Source organism: Pyxidicoccus caerfyrddinensis (assembly GCF_010894405.1).
GTDB lineage: Bacteria > Myxococcota > Myxococcia > Myxococcales > Myxococcaceae > Myxococcus > Myxococcus caerfyrddinensis.
Map to the genome: position 1 here is coordinate 143,293 of NZ_JAAIYA010000030.1, position 21,457 is coordinate 164,749.

18 protein-coding genes are annotated in these 21,457 nt (G+C 71.9%); 8 read left to right on the forward strand and 10 right to left on the reverse strand.

The window, feature by feature from the left end; translation table 11 throughout:
• Nucleotides 1–220 precede the first annotated feature (220 nt).
• The gene (locus G4D86_RS44665; RefSeq protein WP_164001174.1) at nt 221–2,608 is read right to left on the reverse strand and encodes an ATP-binding cassette domain-containing protein; all 2,388 of its coding nucleotides are present in this window, start codon (nt 2,606–2,608) and stop codon (nt 221–223) included.
• Between the two features lie 96 nt (nt 2,609–2,704).
• On the opposite strand from G4D86_RS44665, the gene G4D86_RS44670 reads away from it, so the two are divergent.
• The gene (locus G4D86_RS44670; RefSeq protein WP_164000959.1) at nt 2,705–3,100 is read left to right on the forward strand and encodes a hypothetical protein; all 396 of its coding nucleotides are present in this window, start codon (nt 2,705–2,707) and stop codon (nt 3,098–3,100) included.
• Nucleotides 3,101–3,198: 98 nt separating this feature from the next.
• On the opposite strand, the gene G4D86_RS44675 is transcribed toward G4D86_RS44670, so the two are convergent.
• Entirely contained in the window at nt 3,199–3,486 is a 288-nt protein-coding gene (locus tag G4D86_RS44675; RefSeq protein ID WP_164001176.1) for a hypothetical protein, read from the reverse strand.
• 51 nt (nt 3,487–3,537) lie between these two features.
• Between G4D86_RS44675 and G4D86_RS44680 the strand changes: the two genes are divergently transcribed.
• Nucleotides 3,538–4,821, forward strand: a complete 1,284-nt coding sequence (locus G4D86_RS44680) for a phytoene desaturase family protein (RefSeq protein WP_164001178.1) — start codon at nt 3,538–3,540, stop codon at nt 4,819–4,821.
• The gene (sigJ, locus tag G4D86_RS44685) at nt 4,818–5,696 is read left to right on the forward strand and encodes an RNA polymerase sigma factor SigJ (RefSeq protein ID WP_164001180.1); all 879 of its coding nucleotides are present in this window, start codon (nt 4,818–4,820) and stop codon (nt 5,694–5,696) included. The genes G4D86_RS44680 and sigJ overlap by 4 nt, the downstream gene beginning before the upstream one ends.
• Nucleotides 5,697–5,733: 37 nt before the next feature.
• Here sigJ and G4D86_RS44690 read toward each other — a convergent pair whose 3' ends face one another.
• From G4D86_RS44690 to G4D86_RS44700, 3 genes are read right to left on the reverse strand one after another with little or no spacing between them, the layout of a single operon-like run.
• Complete coding sequence (locus G4D86_RS44690) at nt 5,734–6,678, reverse strand: alpha/beta hydrolase (protein ID WP_164001182.1); 945 nt, start codon at nt 6,676–6,678, stop codon at nt 5,734–5,736.
• A gap of 39 nt (nt 6,679–6,717) precedes the next feature.
• Nucleotides 6,718–7,317, reverse strand: a complete 600-nt coding sequence (locus G4D86_RS44695; RefSeq protein WP_164001184.1) for a TetR/AcrR family transcriptional regulator — start codon at nt 7,315–7,317, stop codon at nt 6,718–6,720.
• A 58-nt stretch (nt 7,318–7,375) separates the two neighbouring features.
• Nucleotides 7,376–7,816 (reverse strand): group II truncated hemoglobin, encoded by a 441-nt coding sequence (locus G4D86_RS44700; RefSeq protein ID WP_164001186.1) that lies wholly within the window; start codon nt 7,814–7,816, stop codon nt 7,376–7,378.
• Between the two features lie 171 nt (nt 7,817–7,987).
• On the opposite strand from G4D86_RS44700, the gene G4D86_RS44705 reads away from it, so the two are divergent.
• Complete coding sequence (locus G4D86_RS44705; RefSeq protein ID WP_164001189.1) at nt 7,988–10,450, forward strand: PAS domain-containing protein; 2,463 nt, start codon at nt 7,988–7,990, stop codon at nt 10,448–10,450.
• Between the two features lie 6 nt (nt 10,451–10,456).
• Here the strand turns inward: G4D86_RS44705 and G4D86_RS44710 are convergent, their stop codons facing one another.
• Nucleotides 10,457–11,341 carry a 5'-3' exonuclease gene (locus tag G4D86_RS44710; protein WP_164001191.1) on the reverse strand — a complete coding sequence of 295 codons (885 nt, stop codon included), beginning with the start codon at nt 11,339–11,341 and terminating at the stop codon, nt 10,457–10,459.
• A gap of 216 nt (nt 11,342–11,557) precedes the next feature.
• Here G4D86_RS44710 and G4D86_RS44715 point away from each other — a divergent pair, with 216 nt between their 5' ends.
• The 3 genes from G4D86_RS44715 (at nt 11,558) to G4D86_RS44725 (ending at nt 14,166) form a co-directional block, all read left to right on the forward strand.
• A complete protein-coding gene (locus tag G4D86_RS44715; RefSeq protein ID WP_164001193.1) occupies nt 11,558–11,917 on the forward strand; it encodes a DUF4398 domain-containing protein in 360 nt (119 codons plus the stop codon).
• A gap of 26 nt (nt 11,918–11,943) precedes the next feature.
• The gene (locus G4D86_RS44720; RefSeq protein WP_205520353.1) at nt 11,944–13,512 is read left to right on the forward strand and encodes an OmpA family protein; all 1,569 of its coding nucleotides are present in this window, start codon (nt 11,944–11,946) and stop codon (nt 13,510–13,512) included.
• 72 nt (nt 13,513–13,584) lie between these two features.
• Nucleotides 13,585–14,166, forward strand: coding sequence for a GNAT family N-acetyltransferase (locus G4D86_RS44725; protein ID WP_164001195.1), 582 nt, complete (start codon nt 13,585–13,587; stop codon nt 14,164–14,166).
• Here G4D86_RS44725 and G4D86_RS44730 read toward each other — a convergent pair.
• The 4 genes from G4D86_RS44730 to G4D86_RS44745 all read right to left on the reverse strand — a co-directional run bounded on the left by G4D86_RS44730 (nt 14,163) and on the right by G4D86_RS44745 (nt 20,386).
• A complete protein-coding gene (locus tag G4D86_RS44730; RefSeq protein WP_164001197.1) occupies nt 14,163–16,268 on the reverse strand; it encodes a S9 family peptidase in 2,106 nt (701 codons plus the stop codon). The genes G4D86_RS44725 and G4D86_RS44730 overlap by 4 nt on opposite strands.
• A 106-nt stretch (nt 16,269–16,374) precedes the next feature.
• On the reverse strand, nt 16,375–18,600 hold the full coding sequence (locus G4D86_RS44735) for an ATP-binding protein (protein WP_164001199.1): 2,226 nt from the start codon (nt 18,598–18,600) through the stop codon (nt 16,375–16,377).
• Nucleotides 18,601–18,714: 114 nt separating this feature from the next.
• Entirely contained in the window at nt 18,715–19,497 is a 783-nt protein-coding gene (locus G4D86_RS44740) for a hypothetical protein (protein WP_164001201.1), read from the reverse strand.
• A gap of 127 nt (nt 19,498–19,624) precedes the next feature.
• Nucleotides 19,625–20,386: a DUF1338 domain-containing protein gene (locus tag G4D86_RS44745; RefSeq protein WP_164001202.1), complete on the reverse strand. Its 762-nt coding sequence runs from the start codon at nt 20,384–20,386 to the stop codon at nt 19,625–19,627.
• A 121-nt stretch (nt 20,387–20,507) separates the two neighbouring features.
• Between G4D86_RS44745 and G4D86_RS44750 the strand changes: the two genes are divergently transcribed.
• Nucleotides 20,508–21,236, forward strand: coding sequence for an SDR family NAD(P)-dependent oxidoreductase (locus G4D86_RS44750; RefSeq protein WP_164001204.1), 729 nt, complete (start codon nt 20,508–20,510; stop codon nt 21,234–21,236).
• Nucleotides 21,237–21,457 lie beyond the last annotated feature (221 nt).

The window sequence follows — 21,457 nt, forward strand, 5'->3', positions numbered from 1 at the left end:
GACGGGCTGCGTCTCGCGGGGAGTCGGCGCCGTGGCACAGCCACTCGCGAACAACACACACAAGGACCAGGCACGCCGCGCGTTCATGAGATCCACTCCCGAGCAGTGCTGGCTCACCACCAGCGAAGTTGGGAGCGTTGCTTACTGCAAGAGGCTGGCGCGCGAAGGGTCCACGCGCCCAGCCTGGGCCGAATGGGTCAGCCGGCTGAGGTGCTCACCTTCAGCGACCCGTGACAGCCTTTGAACGGCTGCCGACGAATGCCGCCAGGTGCTTGCCGGTCAGCGTCGACTTCGCCGCCACGAGGTCGGCCGGGGTGCCTTCGAACACGACTCGCCCGCCGTCGTGGCCCGCCCCCGGCCCGATGTCGATGAGCCAGTCCGCGTGCGCCATCACCGATTGATGGTGCTCGATGACGATGACCGACGTCCCGGAGTCGACCAGCCTGTCCATCAGCCCGAGCAACTGCTCGAGGTCGGCCAGGTGCAACCCGGTGGTCGGCTCGTCGAGCACGTAGACGCCGCCTTCGGCCCCCATGTGCGTCGCGAGCTTGAGCCGCTGCCGCTCGCCACCCGACAGCGTCGTGAGCGGTTGACCGAGCCGCAAATACCCGAGCCCCACGTCGGCCATGCGCCGCAGGATTTCGTGCGCGGCCGGCGTACGCCCCTTGCCAGTGCCGAAGAAGGCGACCGCGTCCTCGACGGACAGGTCGAGCACCTCGGCGATGTTGAGCCCACCGAGCCGGTAGCCCAGCACCGACGCCTGGAACCGCCGGCCCTCGCAGTCCTCACAGACCGAGGTGACGCCAGCCATCATCCCCAGGTCGGTGTAGATGACCCCTGCGCCATTGCAGGTCGGACAGGCGCCCTCGGAGTTGGCGCTGAACAGGGCGGGCTTCACGCCGTTGGCCTTCGCGAACGCCTTGCGGATCGGCTCCAGCAAGTCCGTGTACGTCGCCGGATTGCTCCGCCGCGAGCCTCGAATCGGGGTCTGGTCGACCGACACCACCCCTTCCCTGCCGCTCACCGAGCCGTGGATGAGGGAGCTCTTGCCCGACCCGGCCACCCCGGTCACCACCACCAGCACGCCGAGCGGGATGTCGACGTCCACGTTCTGCAGGTTGTGGGTGCGGGCACCGCGCACCTTCATCACCCCCGACGGCTTGCGCACCGACGGCTTCAGGGAGGCCCGGTCACTCAGGTGTCGCCCGGTGAGCGTGCCGCTGGCCCGCAGCCCGTCGACGGTTCCCTCGAAGACCACCTCGCCGCCGGCCGTGCCGGCACCGGGGCCGAGGTCGACGACGTGGTCGGCGATGGCAATCACCTCCGGCTTGTGCTCGACCACGAGGACGGTGTTGCCCTTGTCGCGCAGCCGCAGCAGCAGGTCGTTCATCCGCTGGATGTCGTGGGGGTGCAGCCCGACGGTCGGCTCGTCGAAGACGTAGGTCGTGTCGGTGAGCGAGGACCCGAGGTGGCGAATCATCTTGGTGCGCTGCGCCTCACCGCCCGACAGCGTGCCGGACGGCCGGTCGAGGCTGAGGTAGCCCAGGCCGATCTCCACGAACGAGTCGAGCGTCTGCCGCAGCGTCGCCAGCAACGGTGCGACGGACGGCTGGTCCAGACCGCTCACCCACTTCGCCAGGTCGTTGATCTGCATCGCGCAGGCGTCGGCGATGCTGATTCCCTTGATCTTCGAGGACCGAGCGGCCTCGCTGAGCCGGGTGCCGGCACACTCGGGACAGGTGGTGAAGGTGACCGCGCGCTCCACGAACGCCCGGATGTGCGGCTGCATCGCGTCGACGTCCTTGGTCAGGAACGACTTCTGGATGCGCGGGACGAGGCCCTCGTAGGTGAGGTTCACGTTCCCGACCTTCACCTTGGTCGGCTCCTTGTAGAGGAAGTCCTGGCGCTCCTGTTTGGTGTACTTGCGGATGGGCTTGTCCGGGTCGAGGAAGCCCGACTCCCCGAAGATGCGCACGTGCCAGCCGTCGGCCGTGTAGCCGGGAATCGTGAGCGCCCCCTCGTTGAGCGACTTGCTGTCGTCATACAACTGGGACAGGTCGATGTCGGTGACCGAGCCCATGCCCTCGCAGCGCGGGCACATGCCGCCGGTGAGATTGAAGACGCGCTTCTCCGTCTTCCCGGCTCCCTTCTCGACTGAAATCTGCCCGACCCCGCGGACCGACGGGACGTTGAAGGAGAAGGCGTTGGACGAGCCGATGTGCGGCTTGCCGAGGCGGCTGAACAGCACCCGCAGCATCGCGTTGGCATCGGTCACCGTGCCGACCGTCGAGCGGGAGTTGGCGCCCATCCGCTCCTGGTCGACGATGATGGCGGTCGTCAGTCCTTCCAGTACGTCGACCTCGGGCCGGGCCAGCGTCGGCATGAAGCCCTGCACGAACGCGCTGTAGGTCTCGTTGATCATCCGCTGCGATTCCGCGGCGATGGTTCCGAACACCAGCGACGACTTGCCCGAGCCCGAGACGCCGGTGAACACCGTCAGCCGCCGCTTGGGAATCTCGACGCTGACGTCCTTCAGGTTGTTCTCCCGAGCTCCTTGGACGCGAATCAGGTCGTGGCTGTCTGCGGGGTGCTGCTTGGAGGAGGCCATGTCCGAGATTCTGGCATCGAATATCGACAAGGGGAGCGGTCGATTTCACGCAACGGTGTCACCCGGCCTGTCTCTTCCCGTCAGGAGGGGGCGTTCATGCCCCCCATGACTCCTCGGGAGGACGACATGAAGGCGACGACGCGGTACCTGGTGCTTCTCTCCATGCTGGTGGTGGGCTGTGGTGACTCGAAAGAAGACGACGTGGACGAGGACACCCAGTCGTTCCCAGAGACGCTCGAGTGTGGCGACATCCGCTGCAAGCGCGCCACTCAATACTGCGCGACCATCGGAACCGCTGTGACGAGCTATCTGTGTCTGGAGAAGGAGGCGAGCTGCAAGAGCTGCGACTGCGTGGACCTGGAATCAGACCTCACCATCCAGACCGGGCGCGAGGACTGCACCGCGACCGCCAGGCTCGATGTGTACTTCTCGTGCGCCTATTTCGATGATGTGGACTACATCAAGACCTCCTGCATCGTACGCGCTCGCTGAGAGCCTGAGACGGATGGGGACTCTGCTCGCGGGCACGACGGCCCACGCGCCGACCCGTGGAGGTCCAGGCTGGCGCGTGGGCCGCCCTCCGCGAGGTGTCAGCCCCCGCAGCGGTTGAAGTTCTGGTCGACGTAGTACTGGCAGCAGCCCGCGTAGGCGCCCAGGCAGGTCTGGGTGCCGAGCGCCTGGGTGGCCCACTGGGAGGCGGTGGAGTACGAGCCCGCGCAGGCGTCCGCGCACAGCGTGTTGGAGATGGAGGAGAGGGTTGCAGCCCCTGAACGGGGAGCCTCGAAATTCTTCGACGAGCGCTGAATCTGGACGGACTCCGTGGATACGGACGGGCCCTGGAATCCTGGCGATGGATGGAGCACGCGGCGCGGATGCATCGGGGCGACCAGGGGGTGTCACAAACGCTCGGGTGACCCGGTCTTCAGGGCATGAGCTCGATACGGGAACAGCGAGACGTGGTGGTGATTGGCGGAGGGATTGGCGGACTGGCCGCTGCCGCCCTCCTTGCGCGCGGGGGACGGACCGTCACCCTGGTGGAGAAAGCGCCTCGGTTCGGCGGTCGCGCCATCACCACGGAGCGGGAGGGCTTCAAGTTCAACCTCGGCATTCACGCGTTCTACTCGGGAGGGCCCGGCGAGGCCGTGCTGCGCGAGCTTGGCATCACCCTCTCGGGCGGGCAGACAGACCGCTCGCTCTACGAGTGCCAGGACGGAGCTCGCATCGGCCGGCTGCCAGTGGATGCGGACTCACTTGCGACCAGCGAGGTGCTGGACCCTGCGTCGCGCGCGGAGCTCGCCCAGCTTCTCCGCCTGCTCAGGACCGAGCCCCTTCACGTCTGGAGGGGTCGGCCCGTGAGCGCCTGGCTGGAGAAGCATGCGCGGCATCCCGTGGTGCGGCGCCTCCTCGAAGCGGTGGTCCGGCTCGCGACGTACACGCACGCGCCCGATGAGGTCGATGCGGCGTATGCGCTGTCGCTCGTGGGCTCGCAGCGCGGAGCACTCCTCCTCGACGGGGGTTGGCAGACCCTGGTCAATGGGCTCGAGAGCGCGGCACGTGCGGCGGGCGTGGAGATGATTCACGGCGCCGCCGTCACGGGCATCGAGCTCGGACCGCCGCACACCGTACGACTCCCGACCCGCACCCTTCACACGACGGCCGTGGTGGTCGCCACCGATGTGATGGCCGCGGCGCGACTGCTCGGGTGCCCCTCGGTCGACGCGTGGGCGGCTCGCGCGCGGCCCGTGCGCGCGGCGTGCCTGGACCTCGCGCTGCACGCGTTGCCGGATCCCCGGCGCCTGGTGGTCCTGCGCCTGGACCAACCTCTCTACTACTCCGTACACTCCCGCTCGTGCCGGCTCGCTCCGGTCGGCGGCGCGTTGCTCCACCTGGTCAAGTACCTGCCCTTGAGACCGTCTGACCTCGACGAGGACCCACGCGAAGACCGTCGCCAGCTCGAAGCCTGGCTGGATGAGCTCCAGCCCGGATGGCGCGAGGTGGTGGTGGCCTCCCAATACCTTCCCCGCATCCAGGTCTCAGGGGGCGCCGTGACGGCCGGACAGCAGGGGCTTCAGGGGCGCCCCTCTCCCATCGTTCCAGACGCGCCCGGCGTGTACCTGGTGGGGGACTTCGTCGGAGCGCAGGACCATCTGGCGCACGCCAGCCTGGCCAGCGCGGAAGCGGTTGCGCGGGACGTCTTGGAGCGCGCGGCATGACGGCGAGCGGCGACGAGCTCTTCCTGGCCCACCGGGCGGCACTCCTCTCCATTGCCTACAACATGCTGGGCCGCGTTGCGGAGGCGGAGGATTGCGTTCAGGAAGCCTATCTCCGCTGGCAACGCGCCAGCCGGGCCGAGGATGGCGAAGCCATTGCGTCGCCGCAGGCGTACCTGCGCCGCGTGGTCGCGAACCTCTGTATCAACCGCCTCCAGTCGGCAGCCGCTCGGAGGGAGTCCTACGTGGGCGTCTGGCTCCCGGAGCCGCTGGTCGAGAGGGAGGCCACGCCACCGGGCGAGACCGCCGCCGAGCAATCCGAGACCCTCTCGATTGCGCTCCTCCGGGTGATGGAGTCGCTGTCACCGGTCGAGCGCGCGGTGTTCCTGCTCCGGGAAGTCTTCGAGCGACCGTACCCCGAGATTGCACGCGCCGTCGGCAAGAGCGACGCCTATTGCCGACAGCTCGTGCACCGGGCGAAGGAGAGACTCGCCCTGGGGCAATCCCGATTCAGCGTGTCATCGGACGAGCATGAGAGGCTCGCCCTGCGTTTCGCGGAGGCGTGCGCGAGCGACGACGTTCATGCCCTCGTCGAGTTGCTGTCCACCGACGTGACTCTCTACAGCGACGGAGGCGAGACACGCGAACCCGTCCACCACGCGGACGCAGTCGCGCGGTTCATCCTGGCCGGCAGGGAACGCTTGAGCCAGGGCTCCTCGTGGTCGTGGCGCATCGCCAGGGTCAACGGGAAGCCCGGTGTCGTGATTCTCGTCGATAGCTCCGTGTACGCCGTCTTCGCGCTCGAGGTCCGCGCGGGGCGAATCGACGAGGTCGACATCATCGTCTCGCCCTCGAAGCTGCGCCATCTCCAGGCGTGAACATGTCGGGCGCCAATTCCATCGGGCGTCAGGACCTTCAGCCCCCGTGCACCATGCGCAGGTAGCCGCGCGGGGCCGCCGCCGAGGCCGAGGCCAGCAGCTCCGGCGCCGGCCACGCGTTGCTCGGGCGGCCCTCCGCGAGGAAGGACACCGCGGGCGTCACCACCTCCGGTGCATACAGGATGCGGTGGTGGCCCAGCCCCTCCGTGCGCGTCAGCTTCGCGCCCGGCCACGCGCGAGCCACCGCCTCACCCGCCTCCAGCGGCACCTCCCGGTCCCCCACGTCGTGGAAGATGCGCAGTGGCACCTGCAACAAGGGTGCGAAATGGGGAAGGGCCAGATCCCGCAGCCGCATGTCGAACCGCGCTTCGATTCGCGCCGCCATCCGCCGCTGCACGTCCTCCGACAGGCCCACCGTCTTCCCGAAGGCCTTGACGCCCCAGCGCGGGTCCGACGGCGGGGAGATGAACACCGCGCGCTCCATCCGCATCCCGTCCCGCAGCGCCACCGCCGTGGCCGCCGCGCCGAACGAGTGCGCCACCACCGCGTACGGCCCGCCCGTGGCCCGCCCCACCCGCGCCACCATGTCCGCCATCTCCGGCAGCGAGCTGGTGCGCCCGGACGACACCCCGTGCCCCGGCGCGTCGTACGTCACCACCGAGAAGCCCGCCTCCACCAGCGGCGCCACGAAGGCCGTGAGCTGCCCGCCGTAGCCGCTCCACCCGTGCACCAGCAGCACCCGCGGCCCCTCGCCCCAGCTCCACACCGCCACCTTCTCGCCGCCCAGCTTCAGCACCCGCTGCTGCCCCTGCGCCAGCACCGCCTCGGCCGTGCGCGAGCGCCGCGTCCGCTGGGGCGTCAGGAACAGCCGCTCCGCCCACGCCGCCGCCAGCCCCGGAGCCACCGCGCCCAGCCCCTTCGCCGTCGCCCGTACTCCCATCAGCGCCATTTTCGTCCGAACGTTCGTGCTATTTTCTGCCATGATGAGGTCCTCCTCGGAAGGACTCGGGAACAACAGAAGTCAGTGGGTGGGGTTGCGGGCGGCGGCCAGCAGCGCGTCGAAGGCGCGCCGGGCACGGTCCTCGGCCCTGGGGTCTCTCATCAGCCGCCGCGAGTGGTGGAAGCCCAGCATCGCCGCGTACTCGTCGTGGGCGAACTGCTCCACGTCCACGTCCTTGCGGAAGTGCCCCTCCGCCACGGCGATGCGCGCGGCCTGGGCCAGGCAGTCCAGCCAGTCCCGCTGGCTCTGCACCAGCGTGTCCCGCGCGGGCCCCTCCGCGTCGTCCAGCTCCGCCGCCGCCGCCACGAAGATGCAGCCACCCTCGAGAATCTTGTCCCTGTCCCAGGTGAGCCAGCCCTCGAAGAGGGCGCGCACCCGGGGCTCGCCGCGGGGCCGGGTGAGGGCCGGGCGGACGACGCGCTCGGTGAACAGCTCGGTGGCCGTCTGGAGCACCTGCACCTGGAGCTCCGTCTTGGACTTGAAGTGCGCGAAGAGGCCGCTCTTGGAGAGGCTCAGCTCCTCCGCCAGCCCGCCGATGCTCAGCCCGTGCAGCCCCACCCGGCTCGCCAGCCGGATGGCCGTCTCCAGGATGGTCTGATGGGTGAGCTCGCCCTTGCGCATGACCTGTATTTAGAACGCTCGTGCTTTTTACGCAAGCCCTTCTCGGCCCTCGACGGCGTCAGCCCTCGGTATTGCGGAGGAAGTCGGCCACCTGGGCGAAGCGCTCGTCGAGGAAGCGGCGCAGGCCGCCGGTGACGCCGCGCGCGTCCAGGGCCCGGCGCATGGAGCGCAGCCACGCGTCGCGCATGCCGGTGTCCACGGGCAGGTGGCCGTGGCGCATGCGCAGGCGCGGGTGGCCGTGGCGCTCGGAGTAGTGCTGGGGCCCGCCCAGCCAGCCCATGAGGAAGAGGCCGAAGCGCTCGCGCGTGCCCGCATTCACGCGACCCTCCGCATCCAGCTCGTGCAGCTTCGCCAGCGCTGGCTCCTCGGCATCCATGGCGTCGTAGAAGGCGTGGGCCAGCGCGCGCGTCGCCTCCTCGCCGCCGAGCCGCTGGTACGGCGTGTCATCCAGCGTGGGGACCCAATCATCCGAGGGAGGCATCTTCAGTTCGACGGGCATGGCTTCCTTCAACTCCGGGGACACGGCGCGTCCATCCTGGCGCGGTGGGCCTCCTTACGCACGCGTAAGGATTGCGTGCCGGGCGAGCGGGCAAGGTGGCGTACGGTGTACATCCCGACCAATGGAGAATTGACCGGGGAAACACGTGGTTGCTAAGGGCTCAGGCTCCCCGTGAATCCCCCCTCCAGCGGCACATCGTCCGCATCCCCCCTCCTGCCCCTGGTCTGGGTGCTGGACGACAGCCCGGCGGAGTCGGAGGCCATCCGCCGCGCTCTGGCCCCCACCTGCCAGGTCGCTACCTTCGCGGACGGGCCGGCGCTGCTGGAGGCCCTGGGGCCACAGAGCGCGCCCGAGGTGCTGGTGGTGGACTGGTACCTGCCCGGCATGACGGGGCTGGAGGTGTGCCGCTTCCTGCGCGGCAACCCCGCCACCGCGCACCTGCCCGTGCTGCTGCTCACCTCCAACACGCGGCCGCCCGACGTGGTGGAGGGGCTGACGGCGGGCGCCAACGACTACGTCTTCAAGCCCTTCCGTCCGGCGGAGCTGGCCGCGCGGGTGGACGCGCTGGCGCGCTGGGAGCGCACGCGCCGCCAGGCCCTGGAGGACGAGCGCGCGCGGCGCCTGCTCGCCGAGGGCACGCTGTCCGAGGTGCAGCGCGCCGAGGAGCGCGCCTGGCGCAGCGAGCTGCGCTTCCGGCTGGCGGCGCGCGCGACGCGGGACGCGGTGTGGGAGTGGGACCCGCGCACCGACTCCGTGGACTGGACGAGCGGCGTGCACGAGGTGTTCGGCTACGCGCCCTCGGACGTGCGCGACACGTTCGACTGGAAGGTGGAGCGCCTGCACCCGGAGGACCGCGCCCGCGTGGTGAAGGGCATCCAGGCGACGCTGGCGGGCACGGAGCACGAGTGGCAGGGCGCGTACCGCTTCCGGCGCGCCAACGGAACCTGGGCGCACGTGGTGGACCGCTGCCACATCGTCCGTGACGCGAAGGACCGGCCGGTGCAGGTGGTGGGGGCCATGCAGGACGTCACCGAGCGCCAGGAGGCGGAGGCCGCGCGCACCCGGCTGCTGGAGCTGGAGCGCCGCGCGCGCGAGGAGGCGGACCGGCAGCGCGCCCTGCTCGCCACCCTCTTCGAGCAGGTGCCCGCGCTGCTCGGCGTGCTGCGCGCCCCGGAGCAGCGCTTCGTGGTGGCCAACGCGCGGATGCGGCAGCTCCTCGGGAACCGCCCGCTGGTGGGGCGCCCCATCCGCGAGGCGGTGCCGGAGCTGGAGGGCCAGGGCTTCCTGGAGCTGCTGGACACGGTGTTCGCCACCGGCGAGTCCTTCAGCGCCCGGGAGATGCCCGCGAGCATCGACCGGCGCAACGACGGCGAGCTGTCCGAGGGCTACTTCGACTTCATGTACCAGCCCATGCTGGGCACGGAGGGCCAGGTGGAGGCCGTCATCCTCTTCGCGGTGGAGGTGACGGACACGATGCTGGCGCGGCGCAAGGAGTCCGAGCTGGCCGGGGCGCTGCGCGAGAGCGAGCAACGGCTGCGCTCGGCGCTGGCGGCGGCCAACGTGGGCACGTGGCGGCTGGACCTGGCGTCGCGGATGATTCTGCGCGACGCCAACTACAACCGCATCCTGGGGCTGGAGGCGCGCGAGGCCGCCTTCCCGCTGGACGACGTGTACGCCCGCATCCACCCGGAGGACCTGCCCACCGTCCAGGCGCACACCGAGCGCGCCATCCGCGAGCGCGGGGCGCTCGAGGCCGAGTACCGCATCCTCCGCGCGGACGGCACGGTGCGGTGGCTTCGGGACCAGGGGCGGGTGCTGACGGACGCGCGGGGCGAGCCCACGCACTTCACCGGCGCGCTGGCGGACATCACCGAGCCGAAGCGGCTGACGGCGGAGATGCGCGCGCGGGCGGACTTCGAGCGGCAGCTCATCGGGATTGTCAGCCACGACTTGCGCAACCCGCTGAGCGCGATAACGCTGGCGGTGTCGGTGCTGCAGCAGCGGGGCCGGCTGGACGAGCGGATGGGGCGGCACGTGGAGCGCATCCACCGCTCGGCGGAGCGGGCGACGCGGATGATTCGCGACCTGCTGGACTTCACGCGGGCGAGGCAGGGCGGAGGCCTTCCGGTGTTCCCCCGGCCGGTGGACCTGCACGAGGTGGTGCACGCGGTGGTGGACGAGGTGCAGGCGGCGTCCCCGGGCCGGCGCATCCACTCCGAGCACGTGGGGAGCGGCGTGGGGACGTGGGACCCGGACCGGCTGGCGCAGGTGCTCAGCAACCTGGTGGGCAATGCGCTGCAGTACAGCCCGCAGGACACGCCGGTGCGCGTGGTGGCGCGGGGCGGGGAGCACGGGGTGGAGCTGGAGGTCCACAACCAGGGGACGCCGATTGCGCCGGAGCAACTGCCGCGCATCTTCGAGCCGCTGGAGCGCGGCGTGGAGCGGCCGGAGGACCGCGGCGGGCGCAGCATCGGCCTGGGGCTCTACATCGTCCGCAGCATCGTCCAGGCGCACGGCGGCACGGTGGAGGTGACGTCCACGGCCGACGCGGGCACCACCTTCACGGTGCGCCTGCCGCGCCATGCCCCTGTGTCCACGTTGAGCCGGGACGGCGTGGACGAGGCGGTGGGGTAGAGCGCCCTACGCCGTCCAGCGCTTCGGGCGGCGCTTGAGCGTGGTGCTCCCCAGCCTGTCGCACAGCGCCTCGAACCGCGCTCGCGGCACGCCCTTCCACTCCAGGTCCGCCAGCGACGCCGTGCCCGGCAGCGGCGCATCCGTCACCAGCGTGGCCAGCTTGCGGTACAGCAGCGCGTCCTCGCGGTGCTCGCGCAGCGTCGCCGCCAGCTTCTCCGCGCCGCGCGGGCGCACCGTCCAGGCGGAGGCCTCGGCTGGAATCGCCTCCAGGTGGCCGTAGGCGCTCAGCAACGCCGAGGCCCCCTTCTCCCCGAAGCCCGCCAGCCCGGGGATGCCGTCCGCGTCGTCCCCCATCAGCCCCAGCAGGTCCGGCACGCTCGCGGGCAGCACGCCCAGCTTCGCGCGCACTCCTTCCTCGTCGAACTCCTTCTCCTGCCGCCGGTCCACCTGCACCACCCGCTTCCCCCGCACGCACTGGCCCAAATCTTTATCCGGCGTCATCAGCCGCACCTGCTCCACCTCGCCCGCGAAGCGCGCCGCCGCCGTGGACAGCGCGTCGTCCGCCTCGAACTCCTTCATGGACCACGCGGTGACACCCAGCGCGCGCACCGCCTCTTCCGCCAGGTCGAACTGCGCGTGCAGCTCCGGCGGCACGCCCTCGTCGCTCTTGTACCCGGCGAACAGCGCGTTGCGGAACGAGCGGATGGGGTTGTCGAACGCCACCGCCACATGCGTCACCGATTCCGTGGCGTCGTGCAGCAGCATGAGCAGCGACGACATCAACCCCACCGTCGCCTTCACGTCCTGCCCACCCGGCGCCTCATGGCCGGGGCGGGGCGAGAAGTGGGCTCGGTACAGCTCATACGTCCCATCCACGAGGTGCAGGCGCATACGCCCCGTCTACCTCCGCCGGGTGTGTCCCGGCCAGTCCCCTCGTGCGCCGTGACAAGGGGCTTCACACTCCGGGGCAGGTGCCTGCGTGCCTGCCCGGCCCCTCTTCAGGCGTCTCCGCCGAGAGCGCATTGTCGGCCGGGAGAGGCGGACCCAACTCTGGCTTTGGGCGCGGAGTCCCGCGCCCGGTGTTGCCCTGACGGCTGGAGGTGAACCGTGCGCCCGAAGCTGATTGCCGCCGTGATGTGCCTGACCCTTGTCGGGTGTGCCGGCCAGCAAGTCATTTCCGCTCCCACCGAGCGCCGTGTGCAGGCCGAGGCCTCGCTGAGGGCCGCGGAAGGCGCTGGCGCCAGCCGCGTCCCCGAGGCCGCCCAGCACCTGGAGTATGCCCGGCAGCAGATCGCCGACGCCGAGCGGCTGCTCGTCGAAGGCGAGCAGGAGGCCGCGGAGCTGCGCTTCATGCAGGCCGAAGCGGACGCGGACCTGGCGCTCGCGCTGGCCCGCTCGGTGCCCCTTGAACGCGAGGCGCGGACGGCCACCCAACAGGCCGAGTCCGCGCGCCGCAGCCTCCAGTGAGCCGCCCACCCCGAGAGGAGAGCGTCATGGTGCTTTGGAAGCGTGGATGGAAGGCCCTCGTCGGGGCCACGGCGTTGGTCGCGGTGGGCTGCGCGTCGGGTCCCCCACCTCGGGAATTGATGGACGCGCGCGCCGCCTACGAGCAGCTGTCCACCAGCCCCGAGGGCCGCGAGCGCCCGGAGGACGTCGCCGCGGCCCATGACGCACTCCTGGAAGCAGAGCGGGAGTATGACCGCAGCAAGGACTCGCCCCGGGCACGCTCGCTCGCGTACGTGGCGCTGCGCAAGGCGGAGACCGCCGACGCCCGTGGCACCGCGGAGCTCGCCGCGCGTCAGCGGGCCCAGGCCCAGGCGTCGCTCGCGCAGTCGCAGGCGGCGCAGCAACAGCGCGTCCAGTCGGAGCTGGAGGCCGCCCGGCAGCAGCTGGCCCAGGCCGAGCAGGAGCGGCAGGCGGCGCTCGCGCAGCAGCAGCGCGCCTCGCAGATGGCGCAGTCGCAGCAGGCCGAGGCGGAGCGCCTGCGGGCGGACGCGCAGCGGCGCCAGCAGGAGGCCGAGCAGCTGAGGGCCCAGGCCCAGCAGCGGCAGACGGAGGCGCAGCAGCTGTCCCAGGAGACGGCGCGGCGCCAGTCCGAGGAGCAGCGCCGCGTGCAGGCCGAGGCCGAGGCGCAGCGGCTGACGCAGCAGAACCAGGAACTGCAGCAGCGCGCGTCTCAGCTCGAGTCGGAGCGCCAGGCGCGCGTGCAGGCCGAGCAGCAGGCCGAGCAGGAGCGGCAGGCGCGGGTGGAAGCGGAGCGCAATGCCACCGCGGCGCTGACGAAGCTGCAGGAGACGGAGAAGGGCCTGAAGGTGCGCGAGGAGGAGCGCGGCATCGTGGTGACGCTCTCTGGCAGCGTGCTCTTCGCGTCGGGCGCGGTGGACCTGCTGCCCGCGGCGCGCGACAGGCTGTCCGAGGTGGCGGACGTGCTGAAGGAGACGCAGAGCCCGCTGCTCATCGAGGGCCACACGGACTCGCAGGGCAAGGACGAGTACAACGAGGACCTGTCGTACCGCCGTGCGGACCGCGTACGTGAGTTCCTCACGTCGCGCGGCGTGCCGGCGGAGCGCATCAACATCCGGGGCTTCGGTGAGTACCGGCCGGTGGCGTCCAACGGCTCGCCCGAGGGCCGGGCCAACAACCGGCGTGTGGAAATCGTCATCGAGCGCGACCAGCGGGCCGTGGGCGGCAGTGGCGCGCAGCAGCAGGGCACGGGCGGCACGGGCTCGCAGCAGCAGCCCTCGCGGGAGGGCACGCAGGCCCAGCCGCCGCAGCAGGGCACGGGTGGAAGCCAGCTGCCGCAGGCCACGCCGCCGGAGCGTGGGACGACGGGCGGCGCCCAGCAGGCCACGCCCCCGACGGGTGGAAGCGGCACGGGCGGCAGCGGGCAGGACGTGGGCACGGGCCACTCCGCGCCTCCGGGACAGCCCGCGACGCCGAGCGGCGCCGACGAGCAGCACCACGGCGGGAGCGGTTCGATCGACACCGACGTCCAGGAGGGCGCCACCCCACCGCAGCCCGGCGCCCAGCCCGGGCAGAGCGACACGCAGCCGCCGCGCTGAACCGGGCTCCCTTCAGCAGTCGCGAAGACCTCCGCCTCCGGGACGCAGTAGCCTCGGGGGCGGTTTCGCGCCATGACCTCCGACACCACCGCCCTGCTCACCACCGAGCGTCTGTCCCTGGCGCTGCTCCCGCCGGACGCCGCGTGGCGGGTGCTCGCCTACCACGAGGCGAACCGTGAGCACTTCGACCCGGTGTCCCCCGCGCGGCCCGCCAACTTCTTCTCCGTCACCTACTGGCGCACCCGGCTCGCGCAGGACCGCGAGGACTTCCGGCATGACCTGTCCCTGCGCCTGTTCCTCCTCCCGCGCGCCGAGCCCCTCACCACCGCGCCCGTCATCGGCAACATCTCCCTCACCCACATCCGCCGAGGCCCCCTCCAGGCCGCGGACCTCGGCTACGCCCTGGACCAGCGCTACGAAGGCAAGGGACTGATGACGGAGGGCCTGCGCGCCATCCGCGACTACGCCTTCGGTCCCATGGGCCTGCACCGCCTCCAGGCCAATTACCTGCCGGAGAACCTCAGGAGCGCCGCCGTGCTGAAGCGCCTTGGCTTCGTCGTGGAGGGCTATGCCCGCGACTTCCTCCTCATCGACGGCCGCTGGCGGGACCACGTCCTCACCAGCCTCGTCACGTCGCCACCCGACGCGCGTTAGCGCATCGGCATCGGCACCTTCGCCGGGGGCAGGTTCGGCGGCGGCAGGTGCGCGTCGAACCACTCCACCATCCGCACCGCCCGGTCCTTCAGGTGCTCCGGCTTGCGCAGCCCGTGTCCCTCGTCCGCGTAGATGACCAACTGCGTCTCCACGCCCAGCGCCTTGAGCGCCTTGAAGAACTCGTAGCTCTGCGACGCCGGCACCTCCACGTCCCGCTCCCCGTGCTCGAGCAGCGTCGGCGTGCGCACCAGCTTCACGAAGTTGATGGGCGAGCTGCGCGTGTACACGTCCGGCTCGTCGTACACGGACGCGCCGAAGTACGGCAGCATCCACGTGTCGATGTGGTTCGTCCCGTAGTAGCTCTGCCAGTTGGAGATGCCCGCCCCCGCCACCGCCGCGCGGAAGCGCTGCGTCTGCGTCACCGCCCACATCGTCATGTAGCCGCCGTAGCTCCACCCCGTCACGCCCAGCCGCGCCGGGTCCACCGGCTCGCTCGCCAGCACCGCGTCCACGCCCGACATGATGTCGCGCAGGTCGCCGTACCCGAAGTCCCGCCGGTTGGCCTGCACGAACTCCGCGCCCTGCCCGAAGCTGCCGCGCGGGTTGGGGAAGAAGACGTAGTAGCCCTGGCTCGTCAGCAGCAGCGCCATCGACTGGAAGCCGGACACCACCCCCGACGCCGGCCCGCCGTGAATCACCGTCGCCATCGGCGCCCGCGCGCTGCCCACCGGCGCCGTCGGCGGCGCCAGCAGCCAGCCCTGCACGTCCCGCCCCTCGCTCTTCCACGTCACGCTGCGCACCGGCCCCACCGGCAGCTTCAAGTCCGCGTTGAGGCGCGTGACGGGCTTCCACTCCCCCACCGGCCCCACCCACACGTCCGGCGCGCGCGTGAAGGACTCGCGCACCACCGCGCTCGTCACGCCGTCCTCCGCCAGCGACGCGCCCACCACCCCGCCCGCGCTGATGCGCTCGGGGCCCTTCCACAGCATCGTCACCCCGCCCTTCACCGGGTCCACCGCCCCCAGCGCCGAGTCCCCCATCACCTGCGCGCCGAACACCACCCGCCCCTGCACCACCCAGTCCAGGCTCGTCGCGGTGGCCTTCATCCCCGGCGTCAGGTTGCGCGCCTTGCCGCCCGCCACCGGCACCGCGTACACGTCCCCGCCGTTGGAGCCCTGGTCGCTCATCAGTCCCTCGATGAACGCCAGCTGCTTCCCGTCGGGGCTCCACGTGGGCTCGGTGAGCTGCCACTTCGGCGTGTACAAGAGCCGCGCGCGGCCCGACTTCACCTCCACCACGTGCAGCTTCGCCACCCACCAGTTCGCATCCCCCGGCGGCGGCGCGGCGGTGATGGCGAGCTGGTCGCTGTCCGGGCTCCACGCGTACTCGTAGACGAAGAGGCTCTCCGGCGTCACCTTCCGCACGGCGCTGTCGTCCACGTCCACCACGGCCACGCGCCGCACCGGGTGCGCCTCCTGCACCACGCCCGTCTCGCGCGCCGCGGGGCCGGTGGGGCCCTTGGCGTGCTCGGCGCCCTCGCCCTCGATGACGAGCAGCGCGATGGAGTCCCCGTCCGGCGACCACCGCGGCGCGGAGGCCGGCCCCTGGAAGGACGTCAGCTTGCGCACCGGGCCTTCGGACACGTTGGCGACGTAGAGCTGCACCGGCCCGCCCAGCCCCGCGTCGGAGAGGAACGCCAGCTTCCGCCCGTCCGGACTCCACGCCAGCGAGGACTCGTTGCACGAGCGCATCGCCAGGCAGACGGTGATGCGCTCGGGCTTCGCGTCGGATTCGGTGAGGTCCAGCACCTGGATGATGCTGCCGCCCGGGTTCGCCCCGGCGGCTTCCGAGCCGGACTCCACCCACGCCAGGCGCCGGCCATTGGGCGACAGGGCCACCTGCCGGAAGCGCACGGTGTGCTGGAGCGCCTCGTAGACGGAGTCGAGCGGCGGCCGGACGGCCTTCGCCACCGCGCCCTGCAGCGCCACGTCCGCGCGGCGCACCTCGACGCCCGCGTCGCCCGCGTGGCCTTGCTGACCGAGCACCGGCCCCGCGCCCAGCAGCACCGCACCCAGTCCGAAGATTCTCGCCACCCGCCGCATCAGGTCCCCCAGGAGGTCGTGGAAGAGGCACCCAGCCTACAGGAGCGGGCCGCGAATGGTACGCGCACCGCTTCACGTGACGGGGACGCCCTCCCGGCGACTTGACTCAGCGTGGAAGGACGACGGTGAACGTGGCCCCCTGCCCCGGGGCGCTGTCCACGTGGATGCGGCCGCCCAGCGCGTCCACCACCTGCTTCACAATCCAGAGCCCCAGGCCGAAGCCGCTGTAGTGACGCTCGCTCGCCAGCCGCTCGAACTTCTGGAACAGCCGGGCCTGGTCCTCCGCGGAGATGCCGAGGCCCCGGTCCTTCACCCGCAGCGTGACGGCGTCCACGCCGTCCTCCAGCACCAGGTCCACCGGCTGGCCGTGGCCGTACTTGAGCGCGTTGGACAACAGGTTCTGCACCACCTGGTCCAGCCGCAGCCGGTCCCACACGCCCTCGACGGAAGCCGGGATGCGCAGCCGCAGCTCGCACCCGACGCGCGCCGCGTCCTCGGCCGCGCGTGCCGCCACTTCGCGCGCCAGCTCCGCCAGGTCCATCGGCTCGGGCTCCAGCTTCAGCCGGCCCTCGGTGATGCGCGAGACGTCCAGCAGCTCGCGGATGAGGCTGGCCAGCCTCGCCACCTGCCGCTGGGCGGACTGGAGCTTCGGGCCCACCGCCGGGCGGCCGGGGTGCGCGTCCAGCGGCAGTTGCTCCACCGCGCGCTGCAGCGTTTGCAGGTTGAGCGCCAGCGAGGTGAGCGGCGTGTTCAGCTCGTGCGAGGCCACGCCGAGGAAGGTGTCGCGCGCGGCAACGGCCTCCTGCGCCTCGCGGTAGAGGGTGGCGTTGTCGATGGCGGTGGCCGCGCGCAGCGCCAGCTCCTGGGCCAGGTGCAGGTCCGCCTCGGTGTAGCGGCGGTCCGAGTCCGCGTACACCAGCGTCAGCGCGGCGATGGTCCGGCCCCGGCTGCGCAGGGGCACGCAGATGAGGGAGCGGACGCCCAGCGCCCACACCGCCTCGCGCCGCCCCGGGTCCGGCACCGCGGCGGCCATCAGCTCCGGGGTGAGGTGCTTCAGGAACTCCGGCTCGCCGGTGCGCAGCACCTTGCCGATGCCTCCCACCGCGCTCAGCAAGGGGGGATAGCGGGCGTGGAAGTCCATGGCCACCCGCACGCGCTCCGGGTCCTGGTGGGCCACCACCACCTTGCGCACCTGGCCGTCGGGCTCGGGCATGTCGACGGCGCACCAGTCCGCCAGCGTCGGCACCGCCACCCGGGCCACCGCCGCCAGCGTGCGCTCGTAGTCCAGCGACGAGGCCAGCAGCGCGCCCGCCTCGGCGAGGAAGCGCGTGCGGGCCTCGGCGCGCTTGCGCTCGGTGAGGTCCGTGCTCTGCGCCTCGAACAGCCGCGCCCGCTCCAGCGCCTGCGCGGCGTGCTGGGCGAGAATCTCCAGGAACCAGCGCTCCGCGTCCTCGAAGGGGTGCGCGCCCTGGAAGCCGAAGGACACCCCGCCGATGGCGCGCCCCTCCACGTGCAAAGGCAGACAGGCCGCCGCCATCTCGTTGCGCGAGCCCACCCCGTGGGCGCGCTCCTCCGCGGCGGGCACCCGCCGCGCGTACTCGGCCCAGCTCGGCATCCACACCGGCGCGCCGTGCCGCACCGCCTCCGCCACGGGCACCGGGGCGTCCACCGGGAAGGCGTCGAAGACCGCCAGCGTCGGCGCGCTGAACCCGCGCGACTGCATCAACTGGAGCCGCCGCCCCGTGCCGTCCATCAACCAGATGCCGCCGTTGATGGCGCCGAGCGCGGCCACCCCCACCTCCAGCACCGCCCCGGCGACCTCCGCGCCGGAGAGCGCCTGCCCCAGCAACCGCGTCACCTCCTGGAGCCGCCGGGCATACTCCGCCGTGCGCTCCGCGCGCGTCCTCGCCTCGCGCTCCGCCTCCAGCAGCACGTCCGCGGGGAGCCGGGCCCTCGCGGCCTCCCCGGGCACCGGGGCCTGTCGGGGCTCCGCGAGGTCCGCGGCGATGAGCCACAGCGCCTCCGCGCCGGCGTGGACGCGCACGTCCAGCCGCCGCGCCGGGGCGAGGCGGTGCTCGAAGCGCTCCGGCCGCCCGCGCTCCGCCACCCGCACGAGGGCCTCGTGGAGCGCACGCCCGTCCTCGCTGGGGAGCACCTCTCCCAGCCCGCGGCCGACGAGCTCGCCGCGCGCACCGCCGAAGAGCCGCTCCGCGGCGGCATTCACGTACCGGAGGCGGCCCTCCCGGCTGAACGCCGCGATGGCCTCGGAGAGCTGCTCGAAGAGGTCCCCGGGGAAGCCGAGCCCGGGGTGCGACTCGGTCGGTGTGGACACGGTTGCAGAGGTAACACCAACACCGTGCCCATCGAATTGCCCTGAAGCGCCCCGGCCCGGCAAGTGTCCACGGCCGGGGCAATCCGCCTGTCAGCGACTGAACCGCGCCGCCGCTCAGAAGTTGAGGCCGAGCTGCAGCTGCGCCAGCGGGCCGCTGGTCATCGTCTTGCGCGGGAAGTACCAGCCGGCCAGCGCGGACAAATCCACCGGGCCCCACGAGTAGCCGACGAGGCCGCCGGAGAGCATCTCGAACTCGCGGCCGGTGCCCTTCACCTCGCCCGGCTCGTCCACCACCTCCTGCTGGAAGCGCGTGTTGACGCCGACGATGAGCTTCTCGCCCAGCAGGTAGCCCAGGCCCACGTGGCCCTCGATGTCCGCCTCGCGCTTGGACACGCCGGTGCCGGCGACGAAGTTGGCGGTGCCCAGCACCTGGCCCCAGCGCTTGCCCGCCGCGAGGAACACCTCCGCCTCGCCGCCGTCGGACGCGAAGCCAAGCTGCTTGTAGCGCAGGCCCGCCGACGCGTTCAGCCCGTCCGCGGCCTGGTTGAAGAACTGGTACTTCACCTGCGCCTCCGGGCTGAAGCCCTTGCCCGTGCCCATGCGCAGCTCACCGCCCGCGCGCAGCGACAGGTGCTCGAGCACGGTCATCTCCACCCGCTGGGAGATGCCGTACGAGTCGCCCACGCCCGTGCCGCCCTCCCGGGCACTGCCGCCCGTCTCCGCGCGCACGTCCGTGGGCGGCGTGGCCGCGCTCTCGGACAGGGTGAAGAAGCGGTCCATGCTGTTGAGGTTCTGCTCGAGCGCGGTCGTCGTCGTGTCCTCCGCCAGCACGACGGCGGGCGCCAGCGAGAGGCCAGCGGCCAGGACCAGGGAAGTGAGGGACTGGGAAGTGGGCATGGCGCGGGAGCATAGAGAGTTTTCAGCCCGCCGTTCCTACCCGAGGGCCCGCGCGCAGGGCGGGCAACCGGGGAGCGACCCGGTGTCCCAAATGACGCGCCGTGCCCCACACGCGGAGCGCGGCGCGTCATCCACGCTTCGTCATGTCGAAGAGCGCACGCGCCTGGGGGCCGAGGAAGCCGTCGAAGTCCGGCGCGCGCTGCGCAATCTCGAAGTACGCGTAGGGCCACGCGCGCGAGCCGCCGCCCTCGAGCGTCACCGGCAGCGGCGCGGCGTGGGTGGCCGTCTGCCGCAGCGACGTGCCGGCGGCGCCCTCGATGTCCGCCTTCATGGGCACGCCCGCCTCGCGCATGCGCCGCTGCCACGCCTCCACGTCGTCCACCGTGCCGGTGAAGTGGTTCACCTTGCGCCCGAAGGCGAGCAGCCAGGCGCCGTACTGCGACTCCTTCTCCAGCTCCAGCAGCGCGGCCTCGGACGGCGGAGGCGGCGGAGAGAACCACGCGGCCAGCGCGTCCACGTCCTCGGGCGACGGCGCGGGCACGTCTTCGGGCAGCGCGGCGAGCAGCTCGCGGGCGCGCGGGGACAATTCCTCCTGCTTCAGCTCGGAGATGAAGACGCGCGGCAGCCCGGCGGGATGGGACATGTAGATGGCGGACAGGTGCGCGTCCGGGAAGGTGTACGTGCCCGCGGCCTTCCAGCCGAGCCGCTCGAAGGGGCGCGAGAAGAGGGCGATGCCGCCGCCGGGCCGCGCCAGCGAGCGCAGCGCGACGTGGTCATTGCGGAAGCGGCCTCCGGAGAGCTGGACGAAGGTGCGCGCGTAGGGGACCTCGGCGGAGTAGCGCTCCCAGAGCAAGTCGAGCAGGCGGGTGGCTTGGTCGGTCGTCGTCATGGCGCGGCAATGTAGCGCCCCGTCCCGGGGAACGTCGCCGTGCGCGGTGCACCGTTGGCCGGGTGACGGGGCCCCTCACGTCGCATGGCCGCGCGGGTCCGGGCGGGTTAACCGGCCGGCCATGACGACGACTGCGAAGTCGGCCACGAAGGTGGCCGCGGTGGTGGGAGCGGGCCCCGGGCTGGGCACGGCGCTGGCCTGGCGCTTCGCCCGCGAGGGCTACACGGTGGGCCTCTTCGCCCGGAGCGAGGGGACGCTGCGCCAGGTCCAGCACGCCGTCCAGCAGGCCGGGGGCCTCGCGAGCAGCTACCCCACGGACGCCACGGACGCGGACGCGGTGAAGGCGTCCTTCGCCCGGCTGCGCGAGGAGCACGGCGCCCCGGAGGTCTGCGTCTACAACGCCGGCGTCTTCCACATGGCCGGCTTCCTGGAGACGGCGCCCGAGGACTTCGAGGCCTCGTGGCGCATCAACTGCCTGGGCGGCGTGCTGTGCGCGCGCGAGGTGCTGCCCGCCATGCTGGAGGCGGGACACGGCACGCTGCTCTTCACCGGGGCCACCGCGTCGCTGCGCGGCGGCGCGCGCTCGGCGAGCTTCGCCGCGGGCAAGTTCGGCCTGAGGGCCCTGGCGCAGTCACTGGCCCGCGAGTTCGGCCCGCGCGGCATCCACGTGGCCCACGTCGTCATCGACGGCATCATCGACACGGACCGCTCGCACGCCCGGGGTGGACCGAAGCCCGCGCACCGGCTGTCGCCGGACGCCATCGCGGAGACGTACTGGCAGCTCCACCGGCAGGACGCTTCCGCGTGGACGCAGGAGCTCGACGTGCGGCCCGCGCCCGAGAAGTTCTAGCCGGGAGGAGAAAAAAACTACACCGGCAAATATGGCCTGAGCCCCGGGTGTTGCCCTTCTGAGAGGGGATACCGCCATGGCTCGAACGACTGCTCGCCCCGTTGCAACCCGTGAGGTGAGGGTCGACAGCGAGCGCCGGCGCTGCGAGGCGTGCGGCACGCGGACGCGTGCGGATTGGCGCTCGCGGCGCTGCGTGACGACGCTCACCGGCTGCGTGGGGC

Excerpts from the sequence above, each read along its gene's own strand:
- G4D86_RS44670 (WP_164000959.1), top strand. The coding sequence starts at position 2,705 with ATGCCCCCCATGACTCCTCGGGAGGACGACATGAAGGCGACGACGCGG.
- G4D86_RS44700 (WP_164001186.1), bottom strand. The coding sequence starts at position 7,816 with ATGCCCGTCGAACTGAAGATGCCTCCCTCGGATGATTGGGTCCCCACG.
- G4D86_RS44665 (WP_164001174.1), bottom strand. The coding sequence starts at position 2,608 with ATGGCCTCCTCCAAGCAGCACCCCGCAGACAGCCACGACCTGATTCGC.
- G4D86_RS44675 (WP_164001176.1), bottom strand. The coding sequence starts at position 3,486 with ATGCATCCGCGCCGCGTGCTCCATCCATCGCCAGGATTCCAGGGCCCG.
- G4D86_RS44725 (WP_164001195.1), top strand. The coding sequence starts at position 13,585 with ATGACCTCCGACACCACCGCCCTGCTCACCACCGAGCGTCTGTCCCTG.
- G4D86_RS44745 (WP_164001202.1), bottom strand. The coding sequence starts at position 20,386 with ATGACGACGACCGACCAAGCCACCCGCCTGCTCGACTTGCTCTGGGAG.
- sigJ (WP_164001180.1), top strand. The coding sequence starts at position 4,818 with ATGACGGCGAGCGGCGACGAGCTCTTCCTGGCCCACCGGGCGGCACTC.
- G4D86_RS44720 (WP_205520353.1), top strand. The coding sequence starts at position 11,944 with ATGGTGCTTTGGAAGCGTGGATGGAAGGCCCTCGTCGGGGCCACGGCG.
- G4D86_RS44710 (WP_164001191.1), bottom strand. The coding sequence starts at position 11,341 with ATGCGCCTGCACCTCGTGGATGGGACGTATGAGCTGTACCGAGCCCAC.
- G4D86_RS44690 (WP_164001182.1), bottom strand. The coding sequence starts at position 6,678 with ATGGCAGAAAATAGCACGAACGTTCGGACGAAAATGGCGCTGATGGGA.
- G4D86_RS44680 (WP_164001178.1), top strand. The coding sequence starts at position 3,538 with ATGAGCTCGATACGGGAACAGCGAGACGTGGTGGTGATTGGCGGAGGG.
- G4D86_RS44750 (WP_164001204.1), top strand. The coding sequence starts at position 20,508 with ATGACGACGACTGCGAAGTCGGCCACGAAGGTGGCCGCGGTGGTGGGA.
- G4D86_RS44730 (WP_164001197.1), bottom strand. The coding sequence starts at position 16,268 with ATGCGGCGGGTGGCGAGAATCTTCGGACTGGGTGCGGTGCTGCTGGGC.
- G4D86_RS44695 (WP_164001184.1), bottom strand. The coding sequence starts at position 7,317 with ATGCGCAAGGGCGAGCTCACCCATCAGACCATCCTGGAGACGGCCATC.
- G4D86_RS44740 (WP_164001201.1), bottom strand. The coding sequence starts at position 19,497 with ATGCCCACTTCCCAGTCCCTCACTTCCCTGGTCCTGGCCGCTGGCCTC.